Raw genomic sequence first — 23,435 nt, 5'->3', positions numbered from 1 at the left:
TTTACGCGTATGACAGGCTCCGGAAGACGGTTGTTGCGCACGTATTCGGTGAACGCACTATGGCGACGCTGGGGCGTCTTATGAGCTTGCTGTCACCCTTTGACGTGGTGATATGGATGACGGATGGCTGGCCACTGTATGAATCCCGCCTGAAGGGAAAGCTGCACGTAATCAGCAAGCGATATACGCAGCGAATTGAGCGGCATAACCTGAATCTGAGGCAGCACCTGGCACGGCTGGGACGGAAGTCGCTGTCGTTCTCAAAATCGGTGGAGCTGCATGACAAAGTCATCGGGCATTATCTGAACATAAAACACTATCAATAAGTTGGAGTCATTACCCCCCCCTCCAGCCCTATCGGGTCCTGAGTGATATACCGCCCCTGCAACGGATCGTAGTACCGGTTCCGGTTGTAGTACAGCCCCGACTCCTTATCATACTGCTGCCCCGGCAGCCGGTACGGCTGGTGCAGGTGATGCGGGTTCTCCTCATTAAGCTGGTTGCCCCATTCATCATATTCCGCGCTCCACGCCGTATTGCCGTCTTCACTGATAAGCGCCAGCGGCAAGCCCCGGTGGTCACAGTGATAAAGATGTATTTTTCGCTCAGGCAAATAAACCGGCTCTATCTGTGCCGCCAGCCGCTCCACCGTCAGCCCGCACTGCGCAAGCCACTGGCGGCTTTCACTGCTCACGCAGTTTGCCCGGATTTCCCCCTCCAGCCTGTCCAGCAGCCCCACCAGTTCAGCCGGGAACACCACACCGTGACCGTCTTCGCTCCCTTCCTGCTGTAACTTCTCCGCCAGGCTGCGGCACTGCGCTTTCTCCCGTTCACCGTTGTCTGTTTCGATGCGGATGAGCGGCGCGAAGCTCCCCGGCTGGTATACCGTCTGGATACGCGTGGTGTCGGTCTGTACCGTCGTCAGCCGGTCGCCGTCCCATCCGTACCACGTTACCTCCGGTTTACGCGACAGCGACATCCACCCCGTCAAGTCACGCTCGCGACGCCACACCCGTTTCCCCGTCCGGCGGCTCAGCGGGTCGTAGAGGTAGCGGCTCTCGACCAGTGGCTCGCCATGCTGTATCCGCGTGTGGAACACCAGGCGGTGCTGGCTGTCGTAGTGGTAGTGGTGGGTCCGCTCGTCGTCCGTCCGTATCACACCCGCCGGGATGCGGTCCGTCTTCTCCGTCAGTCTGCCGTATTCATCATAGTGGTAAACATAGTGCGCATCCTCTGCGATGCGGTTATCCGGCCACGCCGTGAGCGTGCTGTCCGGGTGTAGCTCCGGGTCCGGCAGCCGGTTTCCCGCCGGGTCGGTCGCATACGGGATGCGGATGTCCAGGTCCGGTGCGAGGGTGCGCACGCTCTCCAGCCTGCCCGTGGCGCTGTAGCCGTATTCCCGCGTCTGTCGCGGACCGCTGATGCGCACCAGGTCGCCGTTGTCATTCCACCCGTAGTCACGGTCATACACCAGGCTGTTCAGGTGCTGGCTCTGTAACTGGCCTGCGGGGGTGTATGTGCTGGTCAGTTCATATGCGGCATTACTGCCTGCCATGCTGCCGAAGCTGCGCACCGTCTCACGGTGCAGCCTGTCCCGCGTATACTCGACCAGCGGCGTCCCGCCCAGCTTCATGCCCGCCAGGTAACCGCTGCCGTAGGTCAGCCACTCCACCGGCGGCAGGCTGTCCGGCGTGACGCGGTTTGCCAGCCCCTGTTCGTTGTAGGCGTGTTTCGTCTCATGCTGCCACAGCAGTTCCCCCGTCTCCGGGTTCTCCACCGTCTGCCGTTCGCCCGTCAGGCGGCCCTTATCGTCGTAGCCGTAGTGGACAGCGACACGGTGGCCTTCGCTCAGGTGGCTGATTTCTCTCAGCCAGCCGTGGCCGTCATACTGCCACTGCTCTGCCGGGTCGCCGTTCACCGTCCGGTGCGTGATGCGGTCCGACGCATCGTAGTGCCAGAGGGTGACAAGCCCCTCATCCTCACTCTGCGTGAGTTTTCCGGTCAGGTCATAATGATAACGTTGCGTCCGCCCGTCAAAGCCGCCCTGCTGTACCAGCCGGTCCAGCGCATCGTAGCTGAAGTCGCTGTGACTGCCGTTCTCGTTAGTCAGACTGATGACACGTCCGGCAGCATCGTACTCCATACTGCGCGTCAGCCCGCCCTGCGTGGTGCTGACCGCCTTTCCCCACGCATCGTACTGTGTCTCGCTCCGGTTGCCGTCCGGGGTGATAACGGCAGTCAGGTCGCCTGCGGCGTTGTACTCATACTGCGTTTCACGGCCCTGTGCGTCTTTCACCGAGGTTAACCGGCCACGGTTGTCATAGTAGCGGTAAAGGCTGATACCTTCCTCGCGGTGAACCGCCGTCATCTGCCGGGTGCTGCCCGTCGCATCCGTTGTCGTCGCCGGTAACTCACTGTGCGCGTCATCGTAGCGGTAGCGTACTGTCTCCCCGCTGCGCGATGTCTCCGATACCAGCCTGCCCGGTTCATCATATTCCCGGCGGCTCTCCAGCCCGTCCGGGTACACCACCGCCGTCAGCTGGTTCCCGTCGTTATAGTAAAATTTCGTCTCCCGCCCGTCCGGTGTGGTGATGTCCGTGATATCGCCGGACACCACATTCAGACCGTACTCTGTCCGCCGTCCCGCCGCGTCCGTCTGCGCCGTGAGCCTTCCTGCCGCGTCATACCCGCTGCGCGTGACGCTGCCGTCCGCCAGTTCTTTTTTCACCACCCGTTTCAGCCCGGCCCCGCCTTCTGTATGCAGCACCTCACGCCGGTTCAGGCTGTCGGTGACGGTGATGCGGTCCTGCTCATAAAGATAGCGGTAGCTTAACCCTGCCGGGTTCAGTTGCTCCACCACCCGCCCCGTATCGTCGTAGCGGTAGCGCATCTCCGGCCTTCCCGCGTAACGGTGCGCCACCATCCGGCCCGGGTGCTGCGCGTCATACGTGAAAGCGCGCACCTGCGTATTGCTGCGGTCATATACCGCCAGCAGTTCACCGGCTTCCGTATACGTGTACCGCGCCAGTGGCGCACCGGGCAGGCTCTCCGGGTATGCCGGGTCGTGCATCAGCCACACCGCCGAAAGGCGGATACCCCTGTCGGGGCCGTACTCTGTGCTCTCCGGCAGTGAATCAGGAATGTCCGGTCGTTTTGCTCCGGCGACGACCGCCTGCTGCCGGGCCTCTTCCGCCTGCTGCCGGGCCTCTTCCGCCCGCTGCGCCTGTGTGGTCAGCACCAGACGGAACTCCCGCCCGGCACCGTCCGTCACGCCGGTGATTTCCCCGGCCAGGTCGCCTGCGGCCTCACGCCGGTACGTCAGCGTCCGCCCGAAGCGGTCCGCCATCCCGGTAAGCACCCGGTACGGCGGCAGCGGCGCTGGCAGTACGTCCTCAGCACCCGGCACCCGCTCAGATCACCCCAGTATCCACCACGGCCCCTGTGCGCTGTTGGTCGCCAGGTAAAGATGCGGGCTTAACCGGATATCCGGCGGCAGCGACGCCCACAGCCGTGCCAGCGTGTGGCCGTCCGGCTGCGCTGCCTTACCGCCACGCACCAGCCACATTGACTCACTGCGGCTGTACACAGCCTCCCCCGGCAGCAGCGGCTCAAAGTGAATGATCCGCCCGCCGTTGTCGTTGAGTACCAGTGCATCATCGCGTATCTGTAAGCGGATATCAGAAGGCGCTTTCCAGCCGGGGCCAAAAATTCCCACTGGCGCAGGCGTCTTCGTCCGGTAGCTGCTGTAGGTGCGGGAGAGAATGAACGGCAGCGGGTCGGGCAGCGCAAGGTCCGTCTCGCCGGGCTGTACTTTTGCACCGAGCAGCGGGTTCACCGGGTTGCCCGAGGTCATCCCGCCCGGACACACCGAGCACGCCACGCCAGTTGCGCGCCAATTCTTACACCTGCCGAACCCTGGACAATGGGACCGCCATACTGAGTCATATCTCCCTGACGCGCCGCTGGTTTTCCGCTCATATAAAGTGCCCTTTTAGTTATTGTTCATATCCCTGTGTTAGCAACAAAAAAATAAAATGACACACAAGACCAGCTAATGTATTTATATATTTTTCACATAAACTTATTTGTTCTCAATCAACAATAACTGTTATTACAGGTCACTTTCAATATTTTATTAAACTAAAATTTTTAGCACAGATGAATTCATCATCAACAAATTCACTATATGGATAATATCCATTCAACGCATATGATTTATGATTTTATTAGTCTGAGTTATTTTTGTAGGGCTATATTTAAAATTATTAAACTCCACCGATTCAGATTAATATCAGCAATAGAAAGATAGGAAATCACCAATTCAATAACATCATCAATGAAACATATTGTAGAATTAATTTAAACAAGGCGTTCCATTCAACCAGAACGCCCCTTATTTACTCTCATCACCCCGCAAACTGCCTGAACAGCGCCTTACCCTTAACCAGTCGCGCACCCAGCCAGCCGCCGAAAAGCGACAGCAGCAGCGCACCGCTGCACGGCAGAACAATCCACAATCGCCAGTCTGGCTCCCACGGGAAATCAAACACTTTCGCCTGCAACACTGCCAGTGCCGTTTCCGCACCAATTGCGGCCACCAGGCCGGAAACAAACCCAAGCATGGCGAACTCACACCACAATGTCGTGCGCAGCAGTTTTTTCCCCGCACCGAGTGTGCGCCATACCACCAGCTCCTGATGACGCTGGCGCATTCCCACCTGCACCTGTGCCAGCAACAGCAACATACCGCAGGCGGTGACCAGCACCACCATCACCTCCAGCGCCCGACTTACCTGCTCCAGCACCTGACCGACCTGTTTTAAAATCGCGCCAATATCTAACAGGCTAATGGTCGGGAACTGGCGGTTGAGTTGCGTCAACATGCCGTTGCCATTCTCCCAGCGGAAACTGGTAAGCCAGCTCTGCGGTTGCCCGTCTAATGCCCCTTCCGGGAAAATAAAATAGAAATTAGGCCGCAGACTTTCCCAGTCCACTTTGCGCAGGCTGGTCACTTTAGCGCGGAACTCCTGGGTATCGCCCATAAAAGTCACGGTATCACCGAGGGCAACGTTTAAGCGTTTCGCCAGCCCCTCTTCCATCGACACTTCATCGGCTTTTGGCGGCCAGTTACCGGCGACAATCGGATTATGATCGGGCCGCGTATTTTGCCAGGTAAGATTGAGTTCGCGATTAAGCGCCTCATCTTCATTACCTTCTGTCGGCTTATCGTTAATCGCCGTCAGCCGCGCCCGCACTACCGGATAAAATGATTCCGGGACTATATGATGTTCCGCGAGGAACGCTTTTAGCGGTGCTACCTGTTCTGTGGCGATGTTAATTAAAAAGTAGTTCGGGCTTTCTGGCGGTAGCTGCTGCCAGCGGTCGAGCAGATCGCCACGCAATACCAGCAACAGCGCCAGCAGCATAAAGGAGAGCGAAAATGCCGAAAGCTGGCTTAACGTTGACCACGGCTGACGTAACAGGCGGCTAACCGCCAGGCGCAGAGGTAGCGATTTCAGCGTCATGCGGCGAAGTACATTCAGCTGCATCCAGCCCAGCACACCGCACAGCAAAGCCAGTACTACCACGCCCGCCAGCACCGCCCAAAGCAGCATGCTGCCACCCATTAATCCGGCGAGCAGCAGCACAACCACCATACTGACAATCGGCAGATAAAACTTCAGCGGCCAGACGTTCGCTACCACATCATTACGTAATACGCGTAAAGGCTGCGTTGCCAGCAACAAGCGGTATGGTCGTAGCCCCACCAGCAGCGAGATGACCGTCATGGTGCCAAGCGCCCACAGCCACGGCCAGAGGCTGGCTGGCGGTAGTGCAGCAGGCAGAACGGGCTTGAGCAGCACCATCAACACGTTTTCGAACAACAGGCCTATGGCCCCACCGGTAACGGCTGAAAGCGTCAGCACCATCAACCACTGATCGACGATTAGCTTACGCAGTTGCGCTCGCCCTGCCCCCAGCGTTTTGAGGATCGCCACCAGATCGTAGCGACTGCGACAGTAATGATTCATCGCTACCGCCACCGCTGCCACTGCCACTGCCAGCAGCAAGGTCAGAAGCGCCGAAAGCAGCAGGAACTGTTGCGAGCGTTCCATCGATCGCCCCAGCGCGCCTTCGTCCTGTTCCAGACCGTACCAGCGTTGTTCGGGTTTAAGCTGAGGTAACAACCATTTCTCATAGCCGTCGAGCTGGTTCTCGTTGCCGCCGAATTTATAACGCCAGGTGACCCGACTCCCCGGCTGCACGGCTCCGGTTTTATCGACATCCGCCAGATTCATCATCAGACGCGGAGCCATCTGGAAGGGGTTAAAACCGGAATCCGGTTCCTGAATCACTTCTCCGGCAATCCGCAAGGTGGCATCGCCCACGTCAATGGTGTCGCCCGTTTTCAGGTTAAGCAGTGCCATCAGGCGTGGGGCCAGCAATACGCTGCCCGCCTGCGGTTTCAGGCCAGGGGGATTAGTTTGCAGATCGCCATACATCGGGTAGATATCATCCACCGCTTTGACGTTCGCCAGCTGCGGTGTGTCGCCTGCAAAGGTCATTGTGGCGAAAGTCAGCTGCTTGCCGACTTTCAGGCCGCGCTTTTGCGCTTCCTCCAGCCACGCTTGCGGCACTTCGCGTGAACTGCGCAACGCCCGATCGCCCGCCATAAACTCACGGCTTTGCTGGCTTAAGCCCTTCTCCATGCGATCGCTGATATTGCCCAGCGCCAGCACGCAGGCCACCGCCAGGCTTAGCGCCAGCCAGACAATTAATAGCGACGGCGAACGCCATTCGCGCCAGAACCAACGTGCAATCATGCTTCCTCCTGCAACTGCCCGTTCACCAGCCGTAAGCAGCGGTCGCAGCGTGCCGCCAGTTGCAGTCGTGGGTCACCATAATCAACGTGGTGCCATGTTCACGGTTGAGGGAAAACAGCAGGTCGGCAATTTTATCGCCCGTCTGGCGGTCAAGGTTGCCGGTGGGTTCGTCGGCAAACAGCACATCAGGTCGACCATTAAAGGCTCGTGCCAGCGCCACTCGTTGCTGTTCACCGCCGGAAAGCTGTGCCGGAAGATGATCCAGACGTTTACCCAGCCCTAACTGTTCGAGCAACGCTTTCGCCCCGTTACGACTTTCCGCGCTACTCTCACCGCGCAGCAGAGCCGGAAGCTCGACGTTTTCCAGCGCGTTAAGGGTAGGAATTAACATAAATGACTGAAAAACAAAGCCGACGTGCTTCGCGCGCAACTTTGCCCGCGCTTCTTCGTCCATATTATGTAGCGGTTGTCCCACCAGACTCACTTCGCCACTGCTGCCGTCATCAAGCCCGGCGAGGATCGCCAGCAAGGTTGACTTACCCGATCCCGACTCGCCCACCAGTGCGATGGTCTCGCCACGTTTGACAACCAGCTCAACTCCGGTGAGGATGGAGAGTTCATGCTCCCCCTGACCGACGGACTTCTTAAGATGATGAACTTCAACAATGTTTTCCGCTGGCATTTGCCCTTCCTGTTCCTGGTCCTGTTAACCTTCCGTGCCGCCGCAGCGGACACGTTATTGATTCTGGGTGATAGCCTGAGCGCCGGGTATCGAATGTCTGCCAGCGCGGCCTGGCCTGCCTTGTTGAATGATAAGTGGCAGAGTAAAACGTCGGTAGTTAATGCCAGCATCAGCGGCGACACCTCGCAACAAGGACTGGCGCGCCTTCCGGCTCTGCTGAAACAGCATCAGCCGCGCTGGGTGCTGGTTGAACTGGGCGGCAATGACGGTTTGCGTGGTTTTCAGCCACAGCAAACCGAGCAAACGCTGCGCCAGATTTTGCAGGATGTCAAAGCCGCCAACGCTGAACCATTGTTAATGCAAATACGTCTGCCTGCAAACTATGGTCGCCGTTATAATGAAGCCTTTAGCGCCATTTACCCCAAACTCGCCAAAGAGTTTGATGTTCCGCTGCTGCCCTTTTTTATGGAAGAGGTCTACCTCAAGCCACAATGGATGCAGGATGACGGTATTCATCCCAACCGCGACGCCCAGCCGTTTATTGCCGACTGGATGGCGAAGCAGTTGCAGCCTTTAGTAAATCATGACTCATAAAGCAACGGAGATCCTGACAGGTAAAGTTATGCAAAAATCGGTCTTAATTACCGGATGTTCCAGTGGAATTGGCCTGGAAAGCGCACTCGAATTAAAACGCCAGGGTTTTCATGTGCTGGCAGGTTGCCGAAAACCGGATGATGTTGAGCGTATGAACAACATGGGATTTACCGGCGTGTTGATCGATCTGGATTCACCAGAAAGTGTTGATCGCGCAGCAGACGAGGTGATCGCCCTGACCGATAATTGTCTGTATGGGATCTTTAACAATGCCGGATTCGGCATGTATGGCCCCCTTTCCACCATCAGCCGTGCGCAGATGGAACAGCAGTTTTCCGCCAACTTTTTCGGCGCACACCAGCTCACCATGCGCCTGTTACCCGCGATGTTACCGCACGGTGAAGGGCGTATTGTGATGACATCATCGGTGATGGGATTAATCTCCACGCCGGGTCGTGGCGCTTACGCGGCCAGTAAATATGCGCTGGAGGCGTGGTCAGACGCGCTGCGCATGGAGCTACGCCACAGCGGAATTAAAGTCAGCCTGATCGAACCCGGTCCCATTCGTACTCGCTTCACCGACAACGTCAACCAGACGCAAAGTGATAAACCAGTCGAAAATCCCGGCATCGCCGCCCGCTTTACGTTGGGACCGGAAGCGGTGGTCGACAAAGTGCGCCATGCTTTTATTAGCGAGAAGCCGAAGATGCGCTATCCGGTAACGCTGGTGACCTGGGCAGTAATGGTGCTCAAGCGCCTGCTGCCTGGGCGCGTGATGGACAAAATATTGCAGGGGTGAGTTGAAGCGCGCGCTTAAGCCCCCATGTCAAAGAAAATATCGACAACAGAGAGCGACTCCATGTCCGTAGAAAATATTGTCAACATTAACGAATCTAACCTGCAACAGGTTCTTGAACAGTCGATGACCACTCCGGTGCTGTTCTATTTTTGGTCTGAACGTAGCCAGCACTGTTTGCAGTTAACCCCGATCCTGGAAAGCCTCGCGGCGCAGTACAACGGGCAATTTATTCTGGCGAAGCTGGACTGCGACGCGGAGCAGATGATTGCCGCCCAGTTTGGTCTGCGCGCGATTCCGACCGTGTATCTGTTCCAGAACGGGCAACCGGTAGATGGCTTCCAGGGGCCGCAACCGGAAGAGGCGATCCGCGCCCTGCTGGATAAAGTGCTGCCGCGCGAAGAAGAGCTGAAAGCGCAGCAGGCGATGCAACTGATGCAGGAAGGCAATTACACCGATGCCCTGCCATTGCTGAAAGACGCCTGGCAGTTGTCGAATCAGAACGGGGAGATCGGCCTGCTGCTGGCAGAAACGCTGATTGCGCTGAACCGTTCTGAAGATGCGGAAGCGGTGCTGAAAACCATTCCGTTGCAGGATCAGGACACCCGCTACCAGGGGCTGGTGGCGCAAATCGAACTGCTGAAGCAGGCGGCTGATACGCCGGAAATTCAACAGTTGCAACAGCAGGTGGCGGAGAATCCAGAAGATGCCGCACTGGCGACGCAACTGGCGCTGCAACTGCATCAGGTTGGGCGCAATGAAGAGGCGCTGGAGTTGCTGTTCGGGCATCTGCGTAAAGATCTCACCGCCGCAGACGGTCAGACGCGTAAAACGTTCCAGGAGATCCTCGCTGCGCTGGGTACGGGTGATGCACTGGCGTCGAAGTATCGCCGCCAGCTGTATGCATTGTTGTATTGATATTCCGTTGTTCGGCACATGAACCACAACGCCGGATGCGATGCTGCGCATCCGGCATCGCATCATTTCTTCTTCAATTGCGTCACCACCAACTGGTGGCGCGAATTATAAAACTTACGATAGGTTAAATAGCAGGCAATAATGGTCGACAAGCTGGCGGTTGAGAGCAGCATAAAGGTCACCATAATCTGATATTTAATCGCCTTCACCGGATCAATCCCGGCAAATATCAGCCCGGACATCATTCCTGGTAAACTCACTAAGCCAACCGTTTTTGCTGAATCGACCGTCGGAATTAAAGCCGCGCGAATACTGTCGCGAATCAATATCGCTGAAGCCTGCTTCGGCGTCGCGCCAAGACTCAGTTTCTCCTGAATCTGTTGCTGTTCGCTAATGACCCGTTGCCCTAAATTGTTGTAACACAACCCCACCGCTACCATGGCGTTACCGGCAATCATCCCGGCGATAGGGATCACCTGCATCGGGATAAATTCAATCGACCCTGAGAGAATCAGCACCGCCAGGGTAATTCCCGCCCCGACCGTAATGGCAATAAACGATGAGATAAAAGCTTTAGCAATATATTTACTGCGTTTTTGCGCGTTCCACGCCGCATTAAAGCAGATAAATAACACCATCAATAATGTCAGGCTGGCATCATCCGCGCTGAAAATATACTTCAGCACATAGCCGACAATAATCAGCTGAATTATCGCGCGCCCGACGCTCCAGAAAATATCTTTCTCCAGCGCCAGTTTTTCTTTATGGCTAATTAAGATTGCCACCACCACCAGCATTAATGCCAGTGCCAATGATTCGTTAGTAATATTATGCGAGTTCATAGCGTGCTTCCTGCATTTCTCCGGCATGCGGTTGCAGTGTAATCACTTTATCCGCATGATTAATTTCGTCTTTATCGTGTGTCACCCACAGCACGGCAATATTTTGCTCGCGCACATAACGATGGATCATCTCATTAACGTTATGTTTATTACTTTCATCCAGCGCACTGGTGATTTCATCCAGCAATAAAACCTTCGGCATAAATTGCAGGTTACGAATCAGTGAGATGCGTTGTTTTTCACCACCAGATAGCTCGGCGATATTTTTCGTCAAAATGCTGTCCGGCAAGGCGAAGCGTTCGAGAAAATCGAGAAAAATGGCTGGGTCAGGCTGCCGGTTACGGATCTGCCAGGGAAAGATCAGATTATCGTATACCGTATCGCCAAACAGCGTCGGTGTCTGGGCGCAGTAAGAGACTTGTTGGCGGTAGATTTCTGGCTTTAGTGTGCTGACATCCTCACCTTCAAACAGTAACGTTCCGCTGGTTGGGCTGATCAATGAAGCAACTATTTTTAGCAACGTACTTTTGCCACAACCAGAAGGACCGGTAATTAACTTAAATTCGCCAGCACGCAGCGAAAAATTGATGTTATTAAGAATCTTCGCATCACCCGCCAGATATCCTACGTTTTGTAGCTGAAGCAAAGGACTATTTTCCTGCATCGCTGTTCCCTTTTTCTGATTTTTACTAAAAACAGTTTATCCTTCGCAGGAATAAGGGGGAACTCTCTTTCAGTAATCAGGTATAATTTGTTTAATCGAGCAGCAATTTTGCTGATTATGGACGGTACAACAGGAGGTTTTTCCGATGCTTATCTTTATCCCGATTCTCATTTTTGTCGCGCTGGTCATTGTCGGCGCGGGCGTCAAAATCGTGCCGCAGGGCTATCAATGGACGGTAGAACGTTTTGGTCGCTATACCAAAACGTTACAGCCGGGGCTCAGTCTGGTGGTGCCGTTTATGGATCGCATTGGTCGCAAGATCAATATGATGGAGCAAGTGCTCGATATCCCTTCCCAGGAAGTTATCTCGAAAGATAACGCCAACGTTACCATCGACGCAGTCTGTTTTATTCAGGTGATTGACGCGCCACGCGCTGCCTATGAAGTCAGCAATCTGGAGCTGGCGATCATCAACCTGACCATGACTAACATCCGTACCGTGTTGGGTTCAATGGAACTTGACGAAATGCTCTCTCAGCGCGACAGCATCAACTCACGCCTGCTGCGTATTGTCGATGAAGCCACCAACCCGTGGGGGATTAAAGTCACCCGTATTGAAATTCGCGACGTGCGCCCACCGGCAGAGCTTATCTCTTCAATGAACGCGCAGATGAAAGCGGAACGTACCAAACGCGCTTACATTCTTGAAGCGGAAGGGATCCGTCAGGCGGAAATCCTCAAAGCCGAAGGTGAAAAACAGTCGCAAATCCTGAAAGCGGAAGGCGAACGTCAGTCGGCGTTTTTACAGGCTGAAGCGCGTGAACGTTCCGCCGAAGCAGAAGCCCGCGCCACCAAAATGGTGTCTGAAGCTATCGCCTCCGGTGATATTCAGGCGGTGAACTACTTCGTAGCGCAGAAATACACCGAAGCGTTACAGCAGATCGGTTCCTCCACTAACAGCAAAGTAGTGATGATGCCATTAGAGGCCAGCAGCCTGATGGGGTCGATTGCCGGGATTGCCGAACTGGTGAAAGACAGCGCCAACAAACGGACTCAGCCATGATGGAGTTAATGGTCGTTCATCCACATATTTTCTGGCTCAGTCTCGGCGGTTTGCTGCTGGCAGCCGAGATGCTGGGCGGAAATGGTTATTTGTTGTGGAGCGGCGTGGCAGCGGTGATTACCGGCCTGGTGGTCTGGCTGGTGCCGCTGGGTTGGGAGTGGCAAGGGGTAATGTTTGCCATCCTGACGCTGCTCGCCGCCTGGCTGTGGTGGAAATGGTTGTCGCGGCGGGTGCGCGAACAAAAGCACAGCGATAGTCATTTAAACCAGCGCGGGCAGCAGCTGATTGGCCGACGTTTTGTGCTGGAATCTCCGCTGGTCAACGGGCGCGGTCATATGCGCGTCGGTGACAGTTCATGGCCTGTCAGCGCCAGCGAGGATCTCGGTGCAGGTACGCATGTTGAAGTCATTGCGATAGAAGGGATAACCCTACATATCCGAGCCATCTCGTCTTAATCACCCTGCCCGATGATGACAGCAGCCGGAGAGATTTTCGATAATCGGGCAGTCGGCGCTGTCATCGCCAGGGCAGGCATTCGCCAGTGCCAGCAGCTGGTCGCGCATGGATTGCAGCTCCTCAATGTGTCGTTCGATCTCCGCCACCTTCTCCAGCGTGCGCCGTTTGACGTCGGCGCTGTGCCGCTGCGGGTCGTTAAACAGATTCACCAGCTCGCCGCTCTCTTCCAGGTTAAAGCCCACCTGCCGTGCCTGGCGCAGTAAGGTCAGTTCGTTGAGATGCTGCTGCGTGTAGGTGCGATAACCGTTTTCGCTGCGCATCGGCGGCGTCACCAGCCCCTTCTCTTCATAGAAGCGAATGGCTTTGCTAGTCAGGCCGGTAATTTTTGCTACATCGCTGATGTTCATCGTTCGCGCAACGCCTCCTGTGCTTTGTTAAAGGGTTTCAACAGATATTCAAGCACGTTTTTTTGCCAGTGCGAATATCGACCGCCACCACAATAATACAGGAAGTACTGCGCACAGAGAGATGTTATACGGTTTTATTGCGCTTCATGACCATTGCCACAATAAGGCTGAGTAAGAGTGAGCCAATAATCCATATCAACGCACGGCTACCCTGGGACCACAGACTGTAGATAAAGCCAACGATCACCAACAACATCACCAACGTACCAACGATAAGAATCGGCAACGAGGCGTGAATATCATGACGCAGGCGGATCGCCACCACAAACACCGCCAGGTAGCAAATCAAAAAGGTGGCGCTGGCAACGCTGGCGAGTGAGCCTAAATTCAGTGCCGCCGTCATCAGCATAATCAACACCACGACAATGATGTTGCCCCAGGTACTCTGCCGCCACAGGGATTTATTCATTAGCTTCGGCAGTTCGCGTTCGCTGCCCATGTTGTCCATGATGTTAAACACGGCGAACAGGTTCGCGTTAATGGCTGAAGCCGTCGCCAGTAAAGCGCCGATGACGACGATCACATAACCCACATGTCCGAGCAGCGGAAAAGCAGCCTGCGCTACGGCGGTATCGGCATATTTTTCTAACTCTAATGCCGATACATCGCTAAGCAAAACCAGTGCCAGCGAGATATAAAGCAACGTGGTAACGCCAATCGCCACCAGAAACGCCCGTGGCATAATGACCTGCGGATCTTTCACTTTATCCGCCGCGTTCGCCATCATGCCAAAGCCCGCATAGGCAAGGAAAGTTATCCCAATACAGGAGAAGAACGCACCGGAGCTGGGGGGCGCAGAGACGGAAATATGCGCTGGTTGCAGCGACCAGACACCGGCAATAATCAGCAATAACAGGATCATCATTTTAATGCCGACGAGGATCACTTCCAGCCGCCCTACCGCATGGTTGCTTAAGGAGTTGAAAAGCGTCATCACCGCAATGCTCCCCAACGCGTAGAGCAAAATAAGGTGCTCCTCCTGGCTGCCTTCATGCAAAAACTGCACGGCATAAGCGCCAAAAGCATGGGCGACCATGGCGATGCTCACCGCCAGCGTCAACAGGTACAGTAACGAGAGCGCCAGCGAAAAGACGCCGTTGCCTAATCCGCGACGAAAGAAGTCGATAATGCCGCCATTACTGGGATAGCTCGCCCCCAGACGCGCATAGGCATAACCGGAAAACATCGCCACAATACCGCCAAAAGCAAAGGCGACCCAGGTCGAGGCTTCCATTAGCAACGCAGCCTGCCCCAGCAGCGCGAAGATCCCCGCCCCCACCATTGCCCCAATACCGATGGAAACGACATTCCATAGACCGAGGGGTTTGTTACCGTTATTACCTTCCGTGTTCATCATGATCAGCCCTTAAACACGTTATAGCCGAGTTGCTTAGCGACCGATGCCACCATTTTTTGACCGCGAACACTGTTACCTTCTTCGTCCAGCGGTGGTGAGAACGCGGCAATTCCCATCACGCCAGGGACGACCGCCAGAATACCGCCACCTACACCGCTTTTGCCCGGTAAACCAACGCGATACGCCCAGTCACCGGAGCGACCATACAGCCCTTCCATCATCATTTCGGCCAGAATGTACGGCACGTTGTCGGCCTGAAGAACGCGTTTATGCGTCAGTGGATTCAGACCACCCGCCGCCAGCGTCGCGCCAAGCGTTGCCAGTTCAACAGTATTGATGAGCGTGGAGCACTGACGGGTGTACACGTCACAGGCTTCCATTGCATCACAATAGAGATATCCGGCGGAGTACAGCAGCCAGGCTATGGCCCGGTTATGGAAGTTGGTTGTTTGTTCCGACTGGTTGACTTCGTCAGAGAGCGCTACCTGCTCACCAGCCAGTTGCTGTTGGATATGTAAAATTCGCTGCCAGCGTTGTTCAATATTTTCAGCGTTAATCAGGCTGGTGGTGGCAATAGCGCCAGCATTTACCAGTGGCGAAAGCGGTTTGCCGCCATGCAACTCTAAGGCGATAACTGAGTTAAAGGGCAATCCGGTCGGGTCAGCGCCAATTTTGTCCTGTACCGCCTGCGGGCCGACATCTTCTAACGCAAGGGCTAACGTACAGACTTTCGAGATGGATTCCAGTGCAAAGCGGTAATCACTGTCACCCGCACTATAGACGTTGCCATCGCAGGTCACGATAGCCACTGCCGCCAGTTGACCTGGTACATTCGCCAGAAAGGGAATGTAATCGGCATTTTGTCCGCCGTTAAGTGAGTGAAATTGGGTGTAAGCCTGATCCACTGCCTGCTGTAATTTGTTTGCATCTAACATCTTTTGTTAACTCCTTTTTATAGATGCGGGAGGTAATTCCTCACCCCGGTGCCGATTTTCAGGCATCCTGATTTAACTTAGCACCAGCAACTTAACTACAGGAAAACAAAGAAATAAATGTCTAATCCTGATGCAAATCGAGCCGATTTTTTAATCTTTACGGACTTTTACCCGCCTGGTTTATTAATTTCTTGACCTTCCCCTTGCTGGAAGGTTTAACCTTTATCACAGCCAGTCAAAACTGTCTTAAAGGAGTGTTTTATGTCACAAACTATCGACCTGACCCTGGACGGCCTGTCCTGCGGTCACTGCGTTAAACGCGTGAAAGAAAGTCTCGAACAGCGCCCGGATGTGGAACAAGCGGATGTGTCTATCACTGAAGCGCACGTTACCGGGACTGCCAGTGCAGAACAGCTGATCGAAACCATCAAACAAGCGGGTTATGACGCATCTGTAAGCCACCCAAAGGCTAAACCGCTGGCGGAGTCATCAATCCCGTCGGAAGCACTGACAGCGGTTTCTGAGGCGCTTCCGGCAGCGACCGCCGATGACGATGACAGCCAGCAGTTGCTGCTGAGCGGCATGAGCTGCGCCAGCTGTGTCACCCGCGTACAAAATGCGCTGCAAAGCGTACCGGGCGTCACTCAGGCACGGGTAAACCTGGCGGAGCGTACTGCGCTGGTGATGGGCAGTGCCTCCCCACAAGATTTAGTGCAGGCGGTGGAAAAAGCGGGCTACGGCGCGGAAGCGATTGAAGATGACGCGAAACGCCGCGAGCGCCAGCAGGAAACCGCCGTCGCTACGATGAAGCGCTTCCGCTGGCAGGCGATTGTCGCACTGGCGGTGGGTATTCCGGTAATGGTCTGGGGGATGATCGGCGATAACATGATGGTCACCGCTGACAACCGCAGCCTGTGGTTAGTTATCGGCCTGATAACCCTGGCGGTAATGGTTTTCGCCGGCGGGCATTTTTACCGCAGCGCGTGGAAAAGCCTGCTGAACGGTGCGGCGACGATGGATACGCTGGTGGCGCTGGGTACGGGTGTGGCGTGGCTCTATTCGATGAGCGTCAACCTGTGGCCGCAGTGGTTCCCGATGGAAGCGCGGCATCTTTACTATGAAGCCAGTGCGATGATTATCGGTCTGATTAATCTCGGCCATATGCTGGAAGCGCGCGCGCGTCAGCGTTCTTCTAAGGCGCTGGAGAAATTACTCGATTTAACCCCACCGACGGCGCGAGTGGTCACCGCAGAGGGTGAAAAAAGCGTGCCGCTGGCGGAAGTTCAGCCAGGGATGTTACTGCGCCTGACGACCGGCGATCGCGTGCCGGTAGATGGCGAGATTACCCAGGGCGAAGCATGGCTGGATGAAGCGATGCTGACGGGCGAACCAATCCCGCAGCAAAAAGGCGAAGGCGAAAGCGTCCATGCCGGGACAGTGGTACAGGACGGTAGCGTGCTATTTCGCGCCAGTGCGGTTGGCAGCCATACCACGCTGTCAAGGATTATTCGCATGGTGCGCCAGGCCCAGAGCAGCAAGCCAGAAATCGGTCAGCTGGCGGATAAAATCTCAGCCGTATTTGTGCCGGTAGTAGTGGTGATTGCGCTGATCAGTGCAGCAATCTGGTATTTCTTTGGTCCGGCACCGCAGATTGTCTATACCCTGGTGATAGCCACCACGGTGCTGATTATTGCCTGTCCGTGTGCGCTGGGGCTGGCGACGCCAATGTCGATTATTTCCGGCGTCGGGCGGGCGGCTGAGTTTGGCGTGCTGGTGCGGGACGCCGACGCGCTGCAACGCGCCAGTACACTCGATACCGTCGTGTTCGATAAAACCGGGACGCTGACCGAAGGGAAGCCGCAGGTTGTCGCAGTAAAAACATTTGCTGATGTTGATGAAGCGCAAGCATTGCGTCTGGCGGCGGCGCTGGAGCAAGGTTCCAGCCATCCGCTGGCACGAGCGATCCTCGATAAAGCAGGCGATATGCAGCTGCCGCAGGTCAACGGTTTCCGCACATTGCGCGGGCTGGGCGTAAGCGGTGAAGCTGAAGGTCATGCGTTATTGCTGGGTAATCAGGCGCTGTTAAATGACCAGCAAGTCGATACTAAAGCGATTGAAGCCGATATTTCAGCTCAGGCATCGCAAGGAGCAACGCCTGTGCTGCTGGCGATTGACGGGAAAGTAGTAGCCCTGCTGGCTGTACGCGATCCGTTGCGTAGTGATAGCGTGGCGGCGCTGCAACGCCTGCATAAAGCGGGATATCGTCTGGTGATGTTGACCGGGGATAACCCAACCACCGCCAATGCGATCGCCAAAGAAGCAGGGATTGATGAGGTGATCGCCGGGGTGCTGCCAGACGGTAAAGCCGAAGCGATCAAACGTCTGCAAAGTGAAGGACGTCAGGTGGCAATGGTGGGCGACGGCATTAACGACGCGCCAGCGCTGGCTCAGGCGGATGTCGGTATTGCGATGGGTGGCGGCAGTGATGTTGCCATTGAAACCGCGGCGATTACCCTGATGCGCCATAGCCTGATGGGTGTTGCAGATGCGCTCGCGATTTCCCGCGCAACGCTGCGCAATATGAAGCAGAACCTGCTCGGTGCGTTTATCTACAACAGCATTGGTATTCCGGTCGCCGCTGGTATTTTGTGGCCGTTTACTGGAACACTGCTTAACCCGGTAGTTGCCGGAGCGGCAATGGCGCTCTCGTCGATTACCGTAGTGAGTAACGCCAACCGGTTGCTGCGGTTTAAACCGAAGGAATAAGTACGTCATTGCGGATGCGCTGCTTTAGGGCGGCGCATTTGGCATCGACGCATGACTGCCGGATGCGGCGTAAACGCCTTATCCGGCCTACGGTTCAGGCACAGGTTTGTAGGCCTGATAAGACGGGTAAGCGTCGCATCAGGCAATGGTGCTCGGATGCCGGATGCGGCGTGAACGCCTTATCCGGCCTACGAGATGAAGCGATGTTTTGGCCTTACGCGACCTTTTTTGCACGCTCTTCACGGCGTGCCAAATATTCAGCCACTGTTTCAATCCGTCCCAATTCTTCCTGGGTGCGCATGTTGTTTTCAACTTCCCAAAGATCAACTGCCGCCTGGAGGTTTAGCCAAAAATCGACTGTGGTATCAAAAACTTTCGCCAGACGGAATGCCATCTCAGTGGTGAGTTTACGATTATTATTGATCAGTGTACTGACGCTATTACGATGAACATGCAGCAACTCTGCTAACTCATTGATTTTCAAATCGAGCGGTTCCAGATATTCATAGAGAAGAATATCTCCGGGTGTCGTCGGTTTTCTTGTTGCCTGTTTCATGGTTTTTAACTGTTGCTTCCCTGTGAATAGCGATGCAAGAACATACTGAATCATACAAACACATTAAACAAGTCCCCAACTCCATTTGCGCCATCCCTCACCGCGCGCTAGCATGATATTTCACAAAGGGAGGTCGTATGGATCTGTTGTACCGGGTAAAAACGCTTTGGGCCGCGCTGCGCGGTAATCATTACACCTGGCCTGCCATCGATATCACCCTTCCCGGCAATCGCCATTTTCATCTGATTGGCAGTATTCATATGGGTAGCCACGATATGACTCCCCTGCCCACCCGTTTGCTCAAAAAGCTCAAAAACGCCGATGCGCTGATCGTCGAGGCGGATGTTTCCACCAGCGATACGCCTTTTGCTAATTTGCCTACTTGCGAGGCGCTGGAAGAGCGCATTAACGAGGAGCAACTCCAAAATCTGCAGCACATTAGCCAGGAGATGGGCATTTCTCCGTCGCTCTTTTCTACTCAACCGCTGTGGCAAATCGCGATGGTTCTTCAGGCGACGCAGGCACAAAAACTGGGGCTGCGGGCAGAATACGGTATCGATTACCAGTTATTGCAGGCGGCGAAGCAACAACATAAACCCGTGATTGAACTGGAAGGGGCTGAAAACCAGATTACCATGTTGCTCCAGCTCCCTGACAAAGGACTGGCGCTGCTGGACGATACGCTGACCCACTGGCATACCAACGCACGGTTGCTGCAACAAATGATGAGCTGGTGGCTGAATGCACCTCCGCAAAATAATGATATAACGCTGCCCAATACGTTCAGTCAGTCGCTGTACGATGTGCTGATGCATCAGCGAAATCTCGCCTGGCGGGATAAATTACGCGCCATGCCGCCGGGGCGATATGTGGTCGCGGTCGGTGCACTACACCTGTATGGAGAAGGGAATTTGCCGCAAATGTTGCGCTAAAAAAATGGCCAATATCGCTATTGGCCCGTCAAAGAGGAATTTCATTTTTTTATTATTATGCCGTCACTTTAAGCGACGGTGTAACTCGATTGTCGCTCAATCTCACCATCCTGCCAATACTCTTAGGCAAGATGACTCTTTTTTTTGGACCACCATCAGGCGTATGCTTGCTTCGTTTTTTTGTTTAAGGCAGGAAAATTACCATGACACCCGCAGTTAAATTACTCGAAAAAAACAAGATTTCGTTTCAAATCCATACCTACGAGCACGATCCGGCTGAAACCAATTTTGGCGATGAAGTCGTCAAAAAATTAGGTTTGAATCCGGATCAAGTCTACAAAACGCTACTGGTGGCAGTGAACGGTGATATGAAACATCTGGCAGTGGCCGTTACGCCGGTCGCAGGTCAACTGGATCTTAAAAAAGTAGCAAAAGCGCTGGGTGCCAAGAAAGTTGAGATGGCCGATCCGATGGCCGCGCAGCGTTCGACGGGATACCTGGTTGGGGGGATTAGCCCACTGGGGCAGAAAAAACGTCTGCCGACGATTATCGACGCCCCCGCACAAGAATTTGCCACTATTTATGTTTCTGGCGGCAAGCGCGGACTGGATATCGAACTGGCGGCAGGCGATCTGGCGAAGATCCTCGATGCCAAATTTGCTGATATCGCCCGCCGCGATTAAGCATTGTGCCGGATGCAAATATCCGGCACTTTCGGATTACTGCCAGCTCACCTCACCTTTCGGTTCATAAACACTCACATCCAGCGGCGAGCTTTTCTGGATATACGCTTTCAGCACTTCGGCATCAATAAAGCCGGTATTCACATAGCCCGGTTTGTTATCAAGGCGCGGATAGCCATCACCGCCGGTGGCATTGAAGTTTAATGTCGCCATACGGTAAGTTTTCGCCGGATCGACCGGTTCGCCTTTGATTTTCAGGTCGTTGAGTTTGCCGTCTTTCGTCACAAAGCTAACGTTGGCAAATTGCGGGTAGGCACCTGAATCTGGCTTCATTTGTGTGACGGCGGTCAGGTAATCAATCACCTCTTTACCGGTCATGTCGGCATACACCACCACATTGCCGAATGGCTGCACTTTCAGTACGTTTTTATAGCTGATATCGCCTGCTTCGATAGAATCACGAATTCCTCCTCCACTCATCACCGCAAATTCGGCACCAGTGCGATCCATTTGGGCTGCCAGAATCAACCGCCCCATATTGGTCTGTACAAAACGCACTTTGTCACGATCGCCTTCCAGACGACCATTGGTTTCGCCTATTTTCACTTCCAACTGCGCTTTGCCTTTGTTCTGGAACGGCGATAACAGCGAGATCATTTGCTGGTTCTCAGCGATTTCAGGAGTGTAAAGCACGCGCTCGCTTTTCCCGTCTTCCCAGGTCACTTTCTTCTTCAGGTTCACCGGAATCAGCTGGTAGTTAACCATTTTCATTTCGCCATTACGAAACTCAAAATCAGCCCGTCCCACGTATTTGCCCCACTCATGCGCCTGCACAATCCAGATGCCGTTTTGTTGATCTGGTTTGCATGGCGTACCCGGCACGTAATCGACCTGTTTTTTGTTTTCTGCCGCCATGCAGACCGGAGCTTGCGAGTGACCACCGACGATCATCGCCAGCGATCCGGCAGGCAGCGCGCGTGCCATCTCCACATCGCCCGGTGCGTTAGAGCCGTGCTCACCATTATCGTAATGCCCCATATGGGTCGCCGCGATAATAATGTCTGGCTTTTCTGTCTGTTGCAGCTCCTGAATCACCAGCTTCGCTTCATCGGCGGGCTTACGAAATTCGACATCAGTGAAGTATTCCGGGTTACCAATTTTTGCTGTGTCATCGGTTGTCAGCCCAATGACGGCAATTTTCAGATCCTGACGCTTAAACAGCGCCCATGGTTTAAACAGGCGCTCGCCGGTACTTTTCTGATAGATATTCGCGGAAAGCAACGGGAACTTGGCCCACTTTTCCTGCTGGCGTAATACGGTGAGCGGATTATCAAATTCATGATTACCGATCGCCATCGCGTCATAGCCCACCAGATTCATACCGCGAAAATCAGGTTCGGCATCCTGTAAGTCAGACTCGGGCACGCCAGTGTTAATGTCGCCACCGGAAAGTAGCAGCACGCTACCGCCTTCAGCCGCAACCTCTTTGCGGATACCATCCACCAGCGTTTTTTGCGCCGCCAGACCATATTCGCCATATTCATTGCGCCAAAAATGCCCATGATGATCATTGGTATGCAGAACTGTAATTTTGTAGGTTTTATCCTGCTCATACGCCAGAGCAGTTTCACTCGCCAGTGTAAATGTGGTTAACAGCGCTAACGCCACGCCCCGCTGCAATAATTTCATACTTCTCTCCCTGACCTGATTTCAACGTGTTGAAAAATAGTATGACGCAACATCATAGACAAGTCTGCGTCCGGTGAAGATAAATCTGCATCCAGATTAGAAATTCTGTATTCGGCGTTGAGACTTCCTTCAGGCGACGCATACAGGTATGTTAGTCGGGTAATAATCACAAATAAGATCATTCTTTACATCGCAACCCTGAAAAAGTGACTTTCCTATGGCAATGAGTGAACAAACCCAGCCTGTGGCGGGCGCGGCTGCGTCAACGACCAAGGCCCGAACATCGTTTGGTATTTTAGGTGCTATCAGCCTCTCACATCTGCTGAACGACATGATCCAATCGCTGATTCTGGCGATTTATCCTCTGCTTCAGTCAGAATTTTCTCTGACATTTATGCAGATTGGCATGATAACCCTCACCTTCCAGCTCGCCTCTTCGCTACTGCAACCAGTGGTCGGCTACTGGACCGATAAATATCCGATGCCGTGGTCGTTGCCAATTGGCATGTGCTTTACCTTAAGTGGTCTGGTGCTGCTTGCGCTGGCGGGCAGTTTTGGCGCAGTTCTGCTGGCGGCGGCGCTGGTCGGTACCGGTTCATCGGTCTTTCATCCGGAATCTTCTCGCGTAGCCCGTATGGCTTCCGGCGGGCGGCATGGCCTGGCGCAATCTATCTTTCAGGTCGGCGGCAACTTTGGCAGTTCCCTGGGACCCTTGCTGACGGCGGTGATTATCGCGCCTTATGGCAAAGGCAACGTTGCTGGTTTGTGCTTGCGGCACTGCTGGCGATCGTGGTGTTGGCGCAAATTAGCCGTTGGTACTCGGCACAGCTCCGAATGAATAAAGGAAAACCCAAAGCGACGATAATCAATCCACTGCCGCGCAACAAAGTGGTACTGGCAGTCAGCATTCTGTTAATCCTCATTTTCTCGAAATATTTCTATATGGCGAGCATCAGCAGCTAGGTAATGACTCCAACTTACTGATAGTGTTTTATGTTCAGATAATGCCCGATGACCTTGTCATGCAGCTCCACCGATTTTGAGAACGACAGTGACTTCCGTCCCAGCCTTGCCAGATGTTGTCTCAGATTCAGATTATGTCGCTCAATGCGCTGAGTGTAACGCTTGCTGATAACGTGCAGCTTTCCCTTCAGGCGTGATTCATACAGCGGCCAGCCATCCGTCATCCATACCACGACCTCAAAGGCCGA

Annotated in this window: 17 protein-coding genes and 5 pseudogenes; 10 read left to right on the top strand and 12 right to left on the bottom strand. The window is 54.4% G+C overall.

The window, feature by feature from the left end:
- A pseudogene (locus BFF42_RS19830) lies at positions 1-326 on the top strand (IS1-like element IS1B family transposase); the annotation flags it as partial.
- Here BFF42_RS19830 and BFF42_RS19825 read toward each other — a convergent pair.
- The 3 genes and pseudogenes from BFF42_RS19825 to ybbA all read right to left on the bottom strand — a co-directional run bounded on the left by BFF42_RS19825 (position 320) and on the right by ybbA (position 7,506).
- Positions 320-3,978: pseudogene (locus BFF42_RS19825) on the bottom strand (DUF6531 domain-containing protein). The pseudogenes BFF42_RS19830 and BFF42_RS19825 overlap by 7 nt on opposite strands.
- Positions 3,979-4,406: 428 nt before the next feature.
- Positions 4,407-6,824 carry a putative ABC transporter permease subunit YbbP gene (gene ybbP / locus BFF42_RS19820; protein WP_000561882.1) on the bottom strand — a complete coding sequence of 806 codons (2,418 nt, stop codon included), beginning with the start codon at positions 6,822-6,824 and terminating at the stop codon, positions 4,407-4,409.
- A pseudogene (gene ybbA / locus BFF42_RS19815) lies at positions 6,821-7,506 on the bottom strand (putative ABC transporter ATP-binding protein YbbA). Before ybbA ends, ybbP begins: the two are co-directional and overlap by 4 nt.
- Between ybbA and tesA the strand changes: the two are divergent.
- From tesA to cnoX, 3 genes are read left to right on the top strand one after another with little or no spacing between them, the layout of a single operon-like run.
- A complete protein-coding gene (gene tesA / locus BFF42_RS19810) occupies positions 7,477-8,100 on the top strand; it encodes a multifunctional acyl-CoA thioesterase I/protease I/lysophospholipase L1 (protein WP_001295836.1) in 624 nt (207 codons plus the stop codon). The pseudogene ybbA and the gene tesA sit on opposite strands and share 30 nt — an antisense overlap.
- Positions 8,090-8,899 carry an NADP(+)-dependent aldehyde reductase gene (ybbO, locus tag BFF42_RS19805; protein WP_000148941.1) on the top strand — a complete coding sequence of 270 codons (810 nt, stop codon included), beginning with the start codon at positions 8,090-8,092 and terminating at the stop codon, positions 8,897-8,899. The genes tesA and ybbO overlap by 11 nt, the downstream gene beginning before the upstream one ends.
- Positions 8,900-8,959: 60 nt before the next feature.
- A complete protein-coding gene (cnoX, locus tag BFF42_RS19800; protein WP_001295322.1) occupies positions 8,960-9,814 on the top strand; it encodes a chaperedoxin in 855 nt (284 codons plus the stop codon).
- A gap of 62 nt (positions 9,815-9,876) precedes the next feature.
- On the opposite strand, the gene fetB is transcribed toward cnoX, so the two are convergent.
- Positions 9,877-10,656 carry an iron efflux ABC transporter permease subunit FetB gene (fetB, locus tag BFF42_RS19795; protein WP_012421216.1) on the bottom strand — a complete coding sequence of 260 codons (780 nt, stop codon included), beginning with the start codon at positions 10,654-10,656 and terminating at the stop codon, positions 9,877-9,879.
- Positions 10,643-11,320: an iron efflux ABC transporter ATP-binding subunit FetA gene (fetA, locus tag BFF42_RS19790; protein ID WP_001157540.1), complete on the bottom strand. Its 678-nt coding sequence runs from the start codon at positions 11,318-11,320 to the stop codon at positions 10,643-10,645. The genes fetB and fetA overlap by 14 nt, the downstream gene beginning before the upstream one ends.
- A 145-nt stretch (positions 11,321-11,465) precedes the next feature.
- On the opposite strand from fetA, the gene BFF42_RS19785 reads away from it, so the two are divergent.
- Positions 11,466-12,383, top strand: coding sequence for an SPFH domain-containing protein (locus BFF42_RS19785; protein WP_000904503.1), 918 nt, complete (start codon positions 11,466-11,468; stop codon positions 12,381-12,383).
- Complete coding sequence (locus BFF42_RS19780; RefSeq protein WP_000970322.1) at positions 12,380-12,838, top strand: NfeD family protein; 459 nt, start codon at positions 12,380-12,382, stop codon at positions 12,836-12,838. Before BFF42_RS19785 ends, BFF42_RS19780 begins: the two co-directional genes overlap by 4 nt.
- Here the strand turns inward: BFF42_RS19780 and cueR are convergent, their stop codons facing one another.
- The 4 genes and pseudogenes from cueR to glsA all read right to left on the bottom strand — a co-directional run bounded on the left by cueR (position 12,839) and on the right by glsA (position 15,598).
- Positions 12,839-13,246 (bottom strand): Cu(I)-responsive transcriptional regulator, encoded by a 408-nt coding sequence (gene cueR / locus BFF42_RS19775; RefSeq protein WP_001026747.1) that lies wholly within the window; start codon positions 13,244-13,246, stop codon positions 12,839-12,841.
- Positions 13,243-13,340: pseudogene (locus BFF42_RS27955) on the bottom strand (hypothetical protein); the annotation flags it as partial. The gene cueR and the pseudogene BFF42_RS27955, both read right to left, overlap by 4 nt.
- A gap of 30 nt (positions 13,341-13,370) precedes the next feature.
- Positions 13,371-14,663, bottom strand: a complete 1,293-nt coding sequence (locus BFF42_RS19770; RefSeq protein ID WP_000982152.1) for an APC family permease — start codon at positions 14,661-14,663, stop codon at positions 13,371-13,373.
- 2 nt (positions 14,664-14,665) lie between these two features.
- On the bottom strand, positions 14,666-15,598 hold the full coding sequence (glsA, locus tag BFF42_RS19765) for a glutaminase A (RefSeq protein WP_000883031.1): 933 nt from the start codon (positions 15,596-15,598) through the stop codon (positions 14,666-14,668).
- Positions 15,599-15,859: 261 nt separating this feature from the next.
- Here glsA and copA point away from each other — a divergent pair, with 261 nt between their 5' ends.
- The gene (gene copA / locus BFF42_RS19760) at positions 15,860-18,364 is read left to right on the top strand and encodes a copper-exporting P-type ATPase CopA (protein WP_000083973.1); all 2,505 of its coding nucleotides are present in this window, start codon (positions 15,860-15,862) and stop codon (positions 18,362-18,364) included.
- 214 nt (positions 18,365-18,578) lie between these two features.
- Here copA and BFF42_RS19755 read toward each other — a convergent pair whose 3' ends face one another.
- Entirely contained in the window at positions 18,579-18,920 is a 342-nt protein-coding gene (locus tag BFF42_RS19755; RefSeq protein ID WP_001370330.1) for a HigA family addiction module antitoxin, read from the bottom strand.
- A gap of 137 nt (positions 18,921-19,057) precedes the next feature.
- Here BFF42_RS19755 and BFF42_RS19745 point away from each other — a divergent pair, with 137 nt between their 5' ends.
- Positions 19,058-19,852, top strand: a complete 795-nt coding sequence (locus BFF42_RS19745) for a TraB/GumN family protein (RefSeq protein WP_000365186.1) — start codon at positions 19,058-19,060, stop codon at positions 19,850-19,852.
- A 203-nt stretch (positions 19,853-20,055) separates the two neighbouring features.
- Entirely contained in the window at positions 20,056-20,535 is a 480-nt protein-coding gene (gene ybaK / locus BFF42_RS19740; RefSeq protein WP_000186627.1) for a Cys-tRNA(Pro)/Cys-tRNA(Cys) deacylase YbaK, read from the top strand.
- Positions 20,536-20,571: 36 nt separating this feature from the next.
- On the opposite strand, the gene ushA is transcribed toward ybaK, so the two are convergent.
- Positions 20,572-22,224: a bifunctional UDP-sugar hydrolase/5'-nucleotidase gene (gene ushA, locus BFF42_RS19735; protein ID WP_000771764.1), complete on the bottom strand. Its 1,653-nt coding sequence runs from the start codon at positions 22,222-22,224 to the stop codon at positions 20,572-20,574.
- Positions 22,225-22,441: 217 nt separating this feature from the next.
- On the opposite strand from ushA, the pseudogene fsr reads away from it, so the two are divergent.
- A pseudogene (gene fsr / locus BFF42_RS19730) lies at positions 22,442-23,184 on the top strand (fosmidomycin MFS transporter); the annotation flags it as partial.
- A gap of 17 nt (positions 23,185-23,201) precedes the next feature.
- On the opposite strand, the gene BFF42_RS19725 reads toward fsr, so the two are convergent.
- Positions 23,202-23,435, bottom strand: a 234-nt coding sequence (locus BFF42_RS19725) for an IS1 family transposase (RefSeq protein ID WP_001393844.1), incomplete at its 5' end; no start/stop codon positions are given.

Origin of the sequence: Shigella sp. FC1661 (genome assembly GCF_001712525.1) — a bacterium.
Classification (GTDB): domain Bacteria; phylum Pseudomonadota; class Gammaproteobacteria; order Enterobacterales; family Enterobacteriaceae; genus Escherichia; species Escherichia coli.
The sequence above is the reverse complement of the archived record's forward strand: the minus strand, read 5'-3'. Positions and strand labels throughout refer to the sequence as shown.

Excerpts from the sequence above, each read along its gene's own strand:
- ybbP (WP_000561882.1), bottom strand. The coding sequence starts at position 6,824 with ATGATTGCACGTTGGTTCTGGCGCGAATGGCGTTCGCCGTCGCTATTA.
- tesA (WP_001295836.1), top strand. The coding sequence starts at position 7,477 with ATGAACTTCAACAATGTTTTCCGCTGGCATTTGCCCTTCCTGTTCCTG.
- ybbO (WP_000148941.1), top strand. The coding sequence starts at position 8,090 with ATGACTCATAAAGCAACGGAGATCCTGACAGGTAAAGTTATGCAAAAA.
- cnoX (WP_001295322.1), top strand. The coding sequence starts at position 8,960 with ATGTCCGTAGAAAATATTGTCAACATTAACGAATCTAACCTGCAACAG.
- fetB (WP_012421216.1), bottom strand. The coding sequence starts at position 10,656 with ATGAACTCGCATAATATTACTAACGAATCATTGGCACTGGCATTAATG.
- fetA (WP_001157540.1), bottom strand. The coding sequence starts at position 11,320 with ATGCAGGAAAATAGTCCTTTGCTTCAGCTACAAAACGTAGGATATCTG.
- BFF42_RS19785 (WP_000904503.1), top strand. The coding sequence starts at position 11,466 with ATGCTTATCTTTATCCCGATTCTCATTTTTGTCGCGCTGGTCATTGTC.
- BFF42_RS19780 (WP_000970322.1), top strand. The coding sequence starts at position 12,380 with ATGATGGAGTTAATGGTCGTTCATCCACATATTTTCTGGCTCAGTCTC.
- cueR (WP_001026747.1), bottom strand. The coding sequence starts at position 13,246 with ATGAACATCAGCGATGTAGCAAAAATTACCGGCCTGACTAGCAAAGCC.
- BFF42_RS19770 (WP_000982152.1), bottom strand. The coding sequence starts at position 14,663 with ATGATGAACACGGAAGGTAATAACGGTAACAAACCCCTCGGTCTATGG.
- glsA (WP_000883031.1), bottom strand. The coding sequence starts at position 15,598 with ATGTTAGATGCAAACAAATTACAGCAGGCAGTGGATCAGGCTTACACC.
- copA (WP_000083973.1), top strand. The coding sequence starts at position 15,860 with ATGTCACAAACTATCGACCTGACCCTGGACGGCCTGTCCTGCGGTCAC.
- BFF42_RS19755 (WP_001370330.1), bottom strand. The coding sequence starts at position 18,920 with ATGAAACAGGCAACAAGAAAACCGACGACACCCGGAGATATTCTTCTC.
- BFF42_RS19745 (WP_000365186.1), top strand. The coding sequence starts at position 19,058 with ATGGATCTGTTGTACCGGGTAAAAACGCTTTGGGCCGCGCTGCGCGGT.
- ybaK (WP_000186627.1), top strand. The coding sequence starts at position 20,056 with ATGACACCCGCAGTTAAATTACTCGAAAAAAACAAGATTTCGTTTCAA.
- ushA (WP_000771764.1), bottom strand. The coding sequence starts at position 22,224 with ATGAAATTATTGCAGCGGGGCGTGGCGTTAGCGCTGTTAACCACATTT.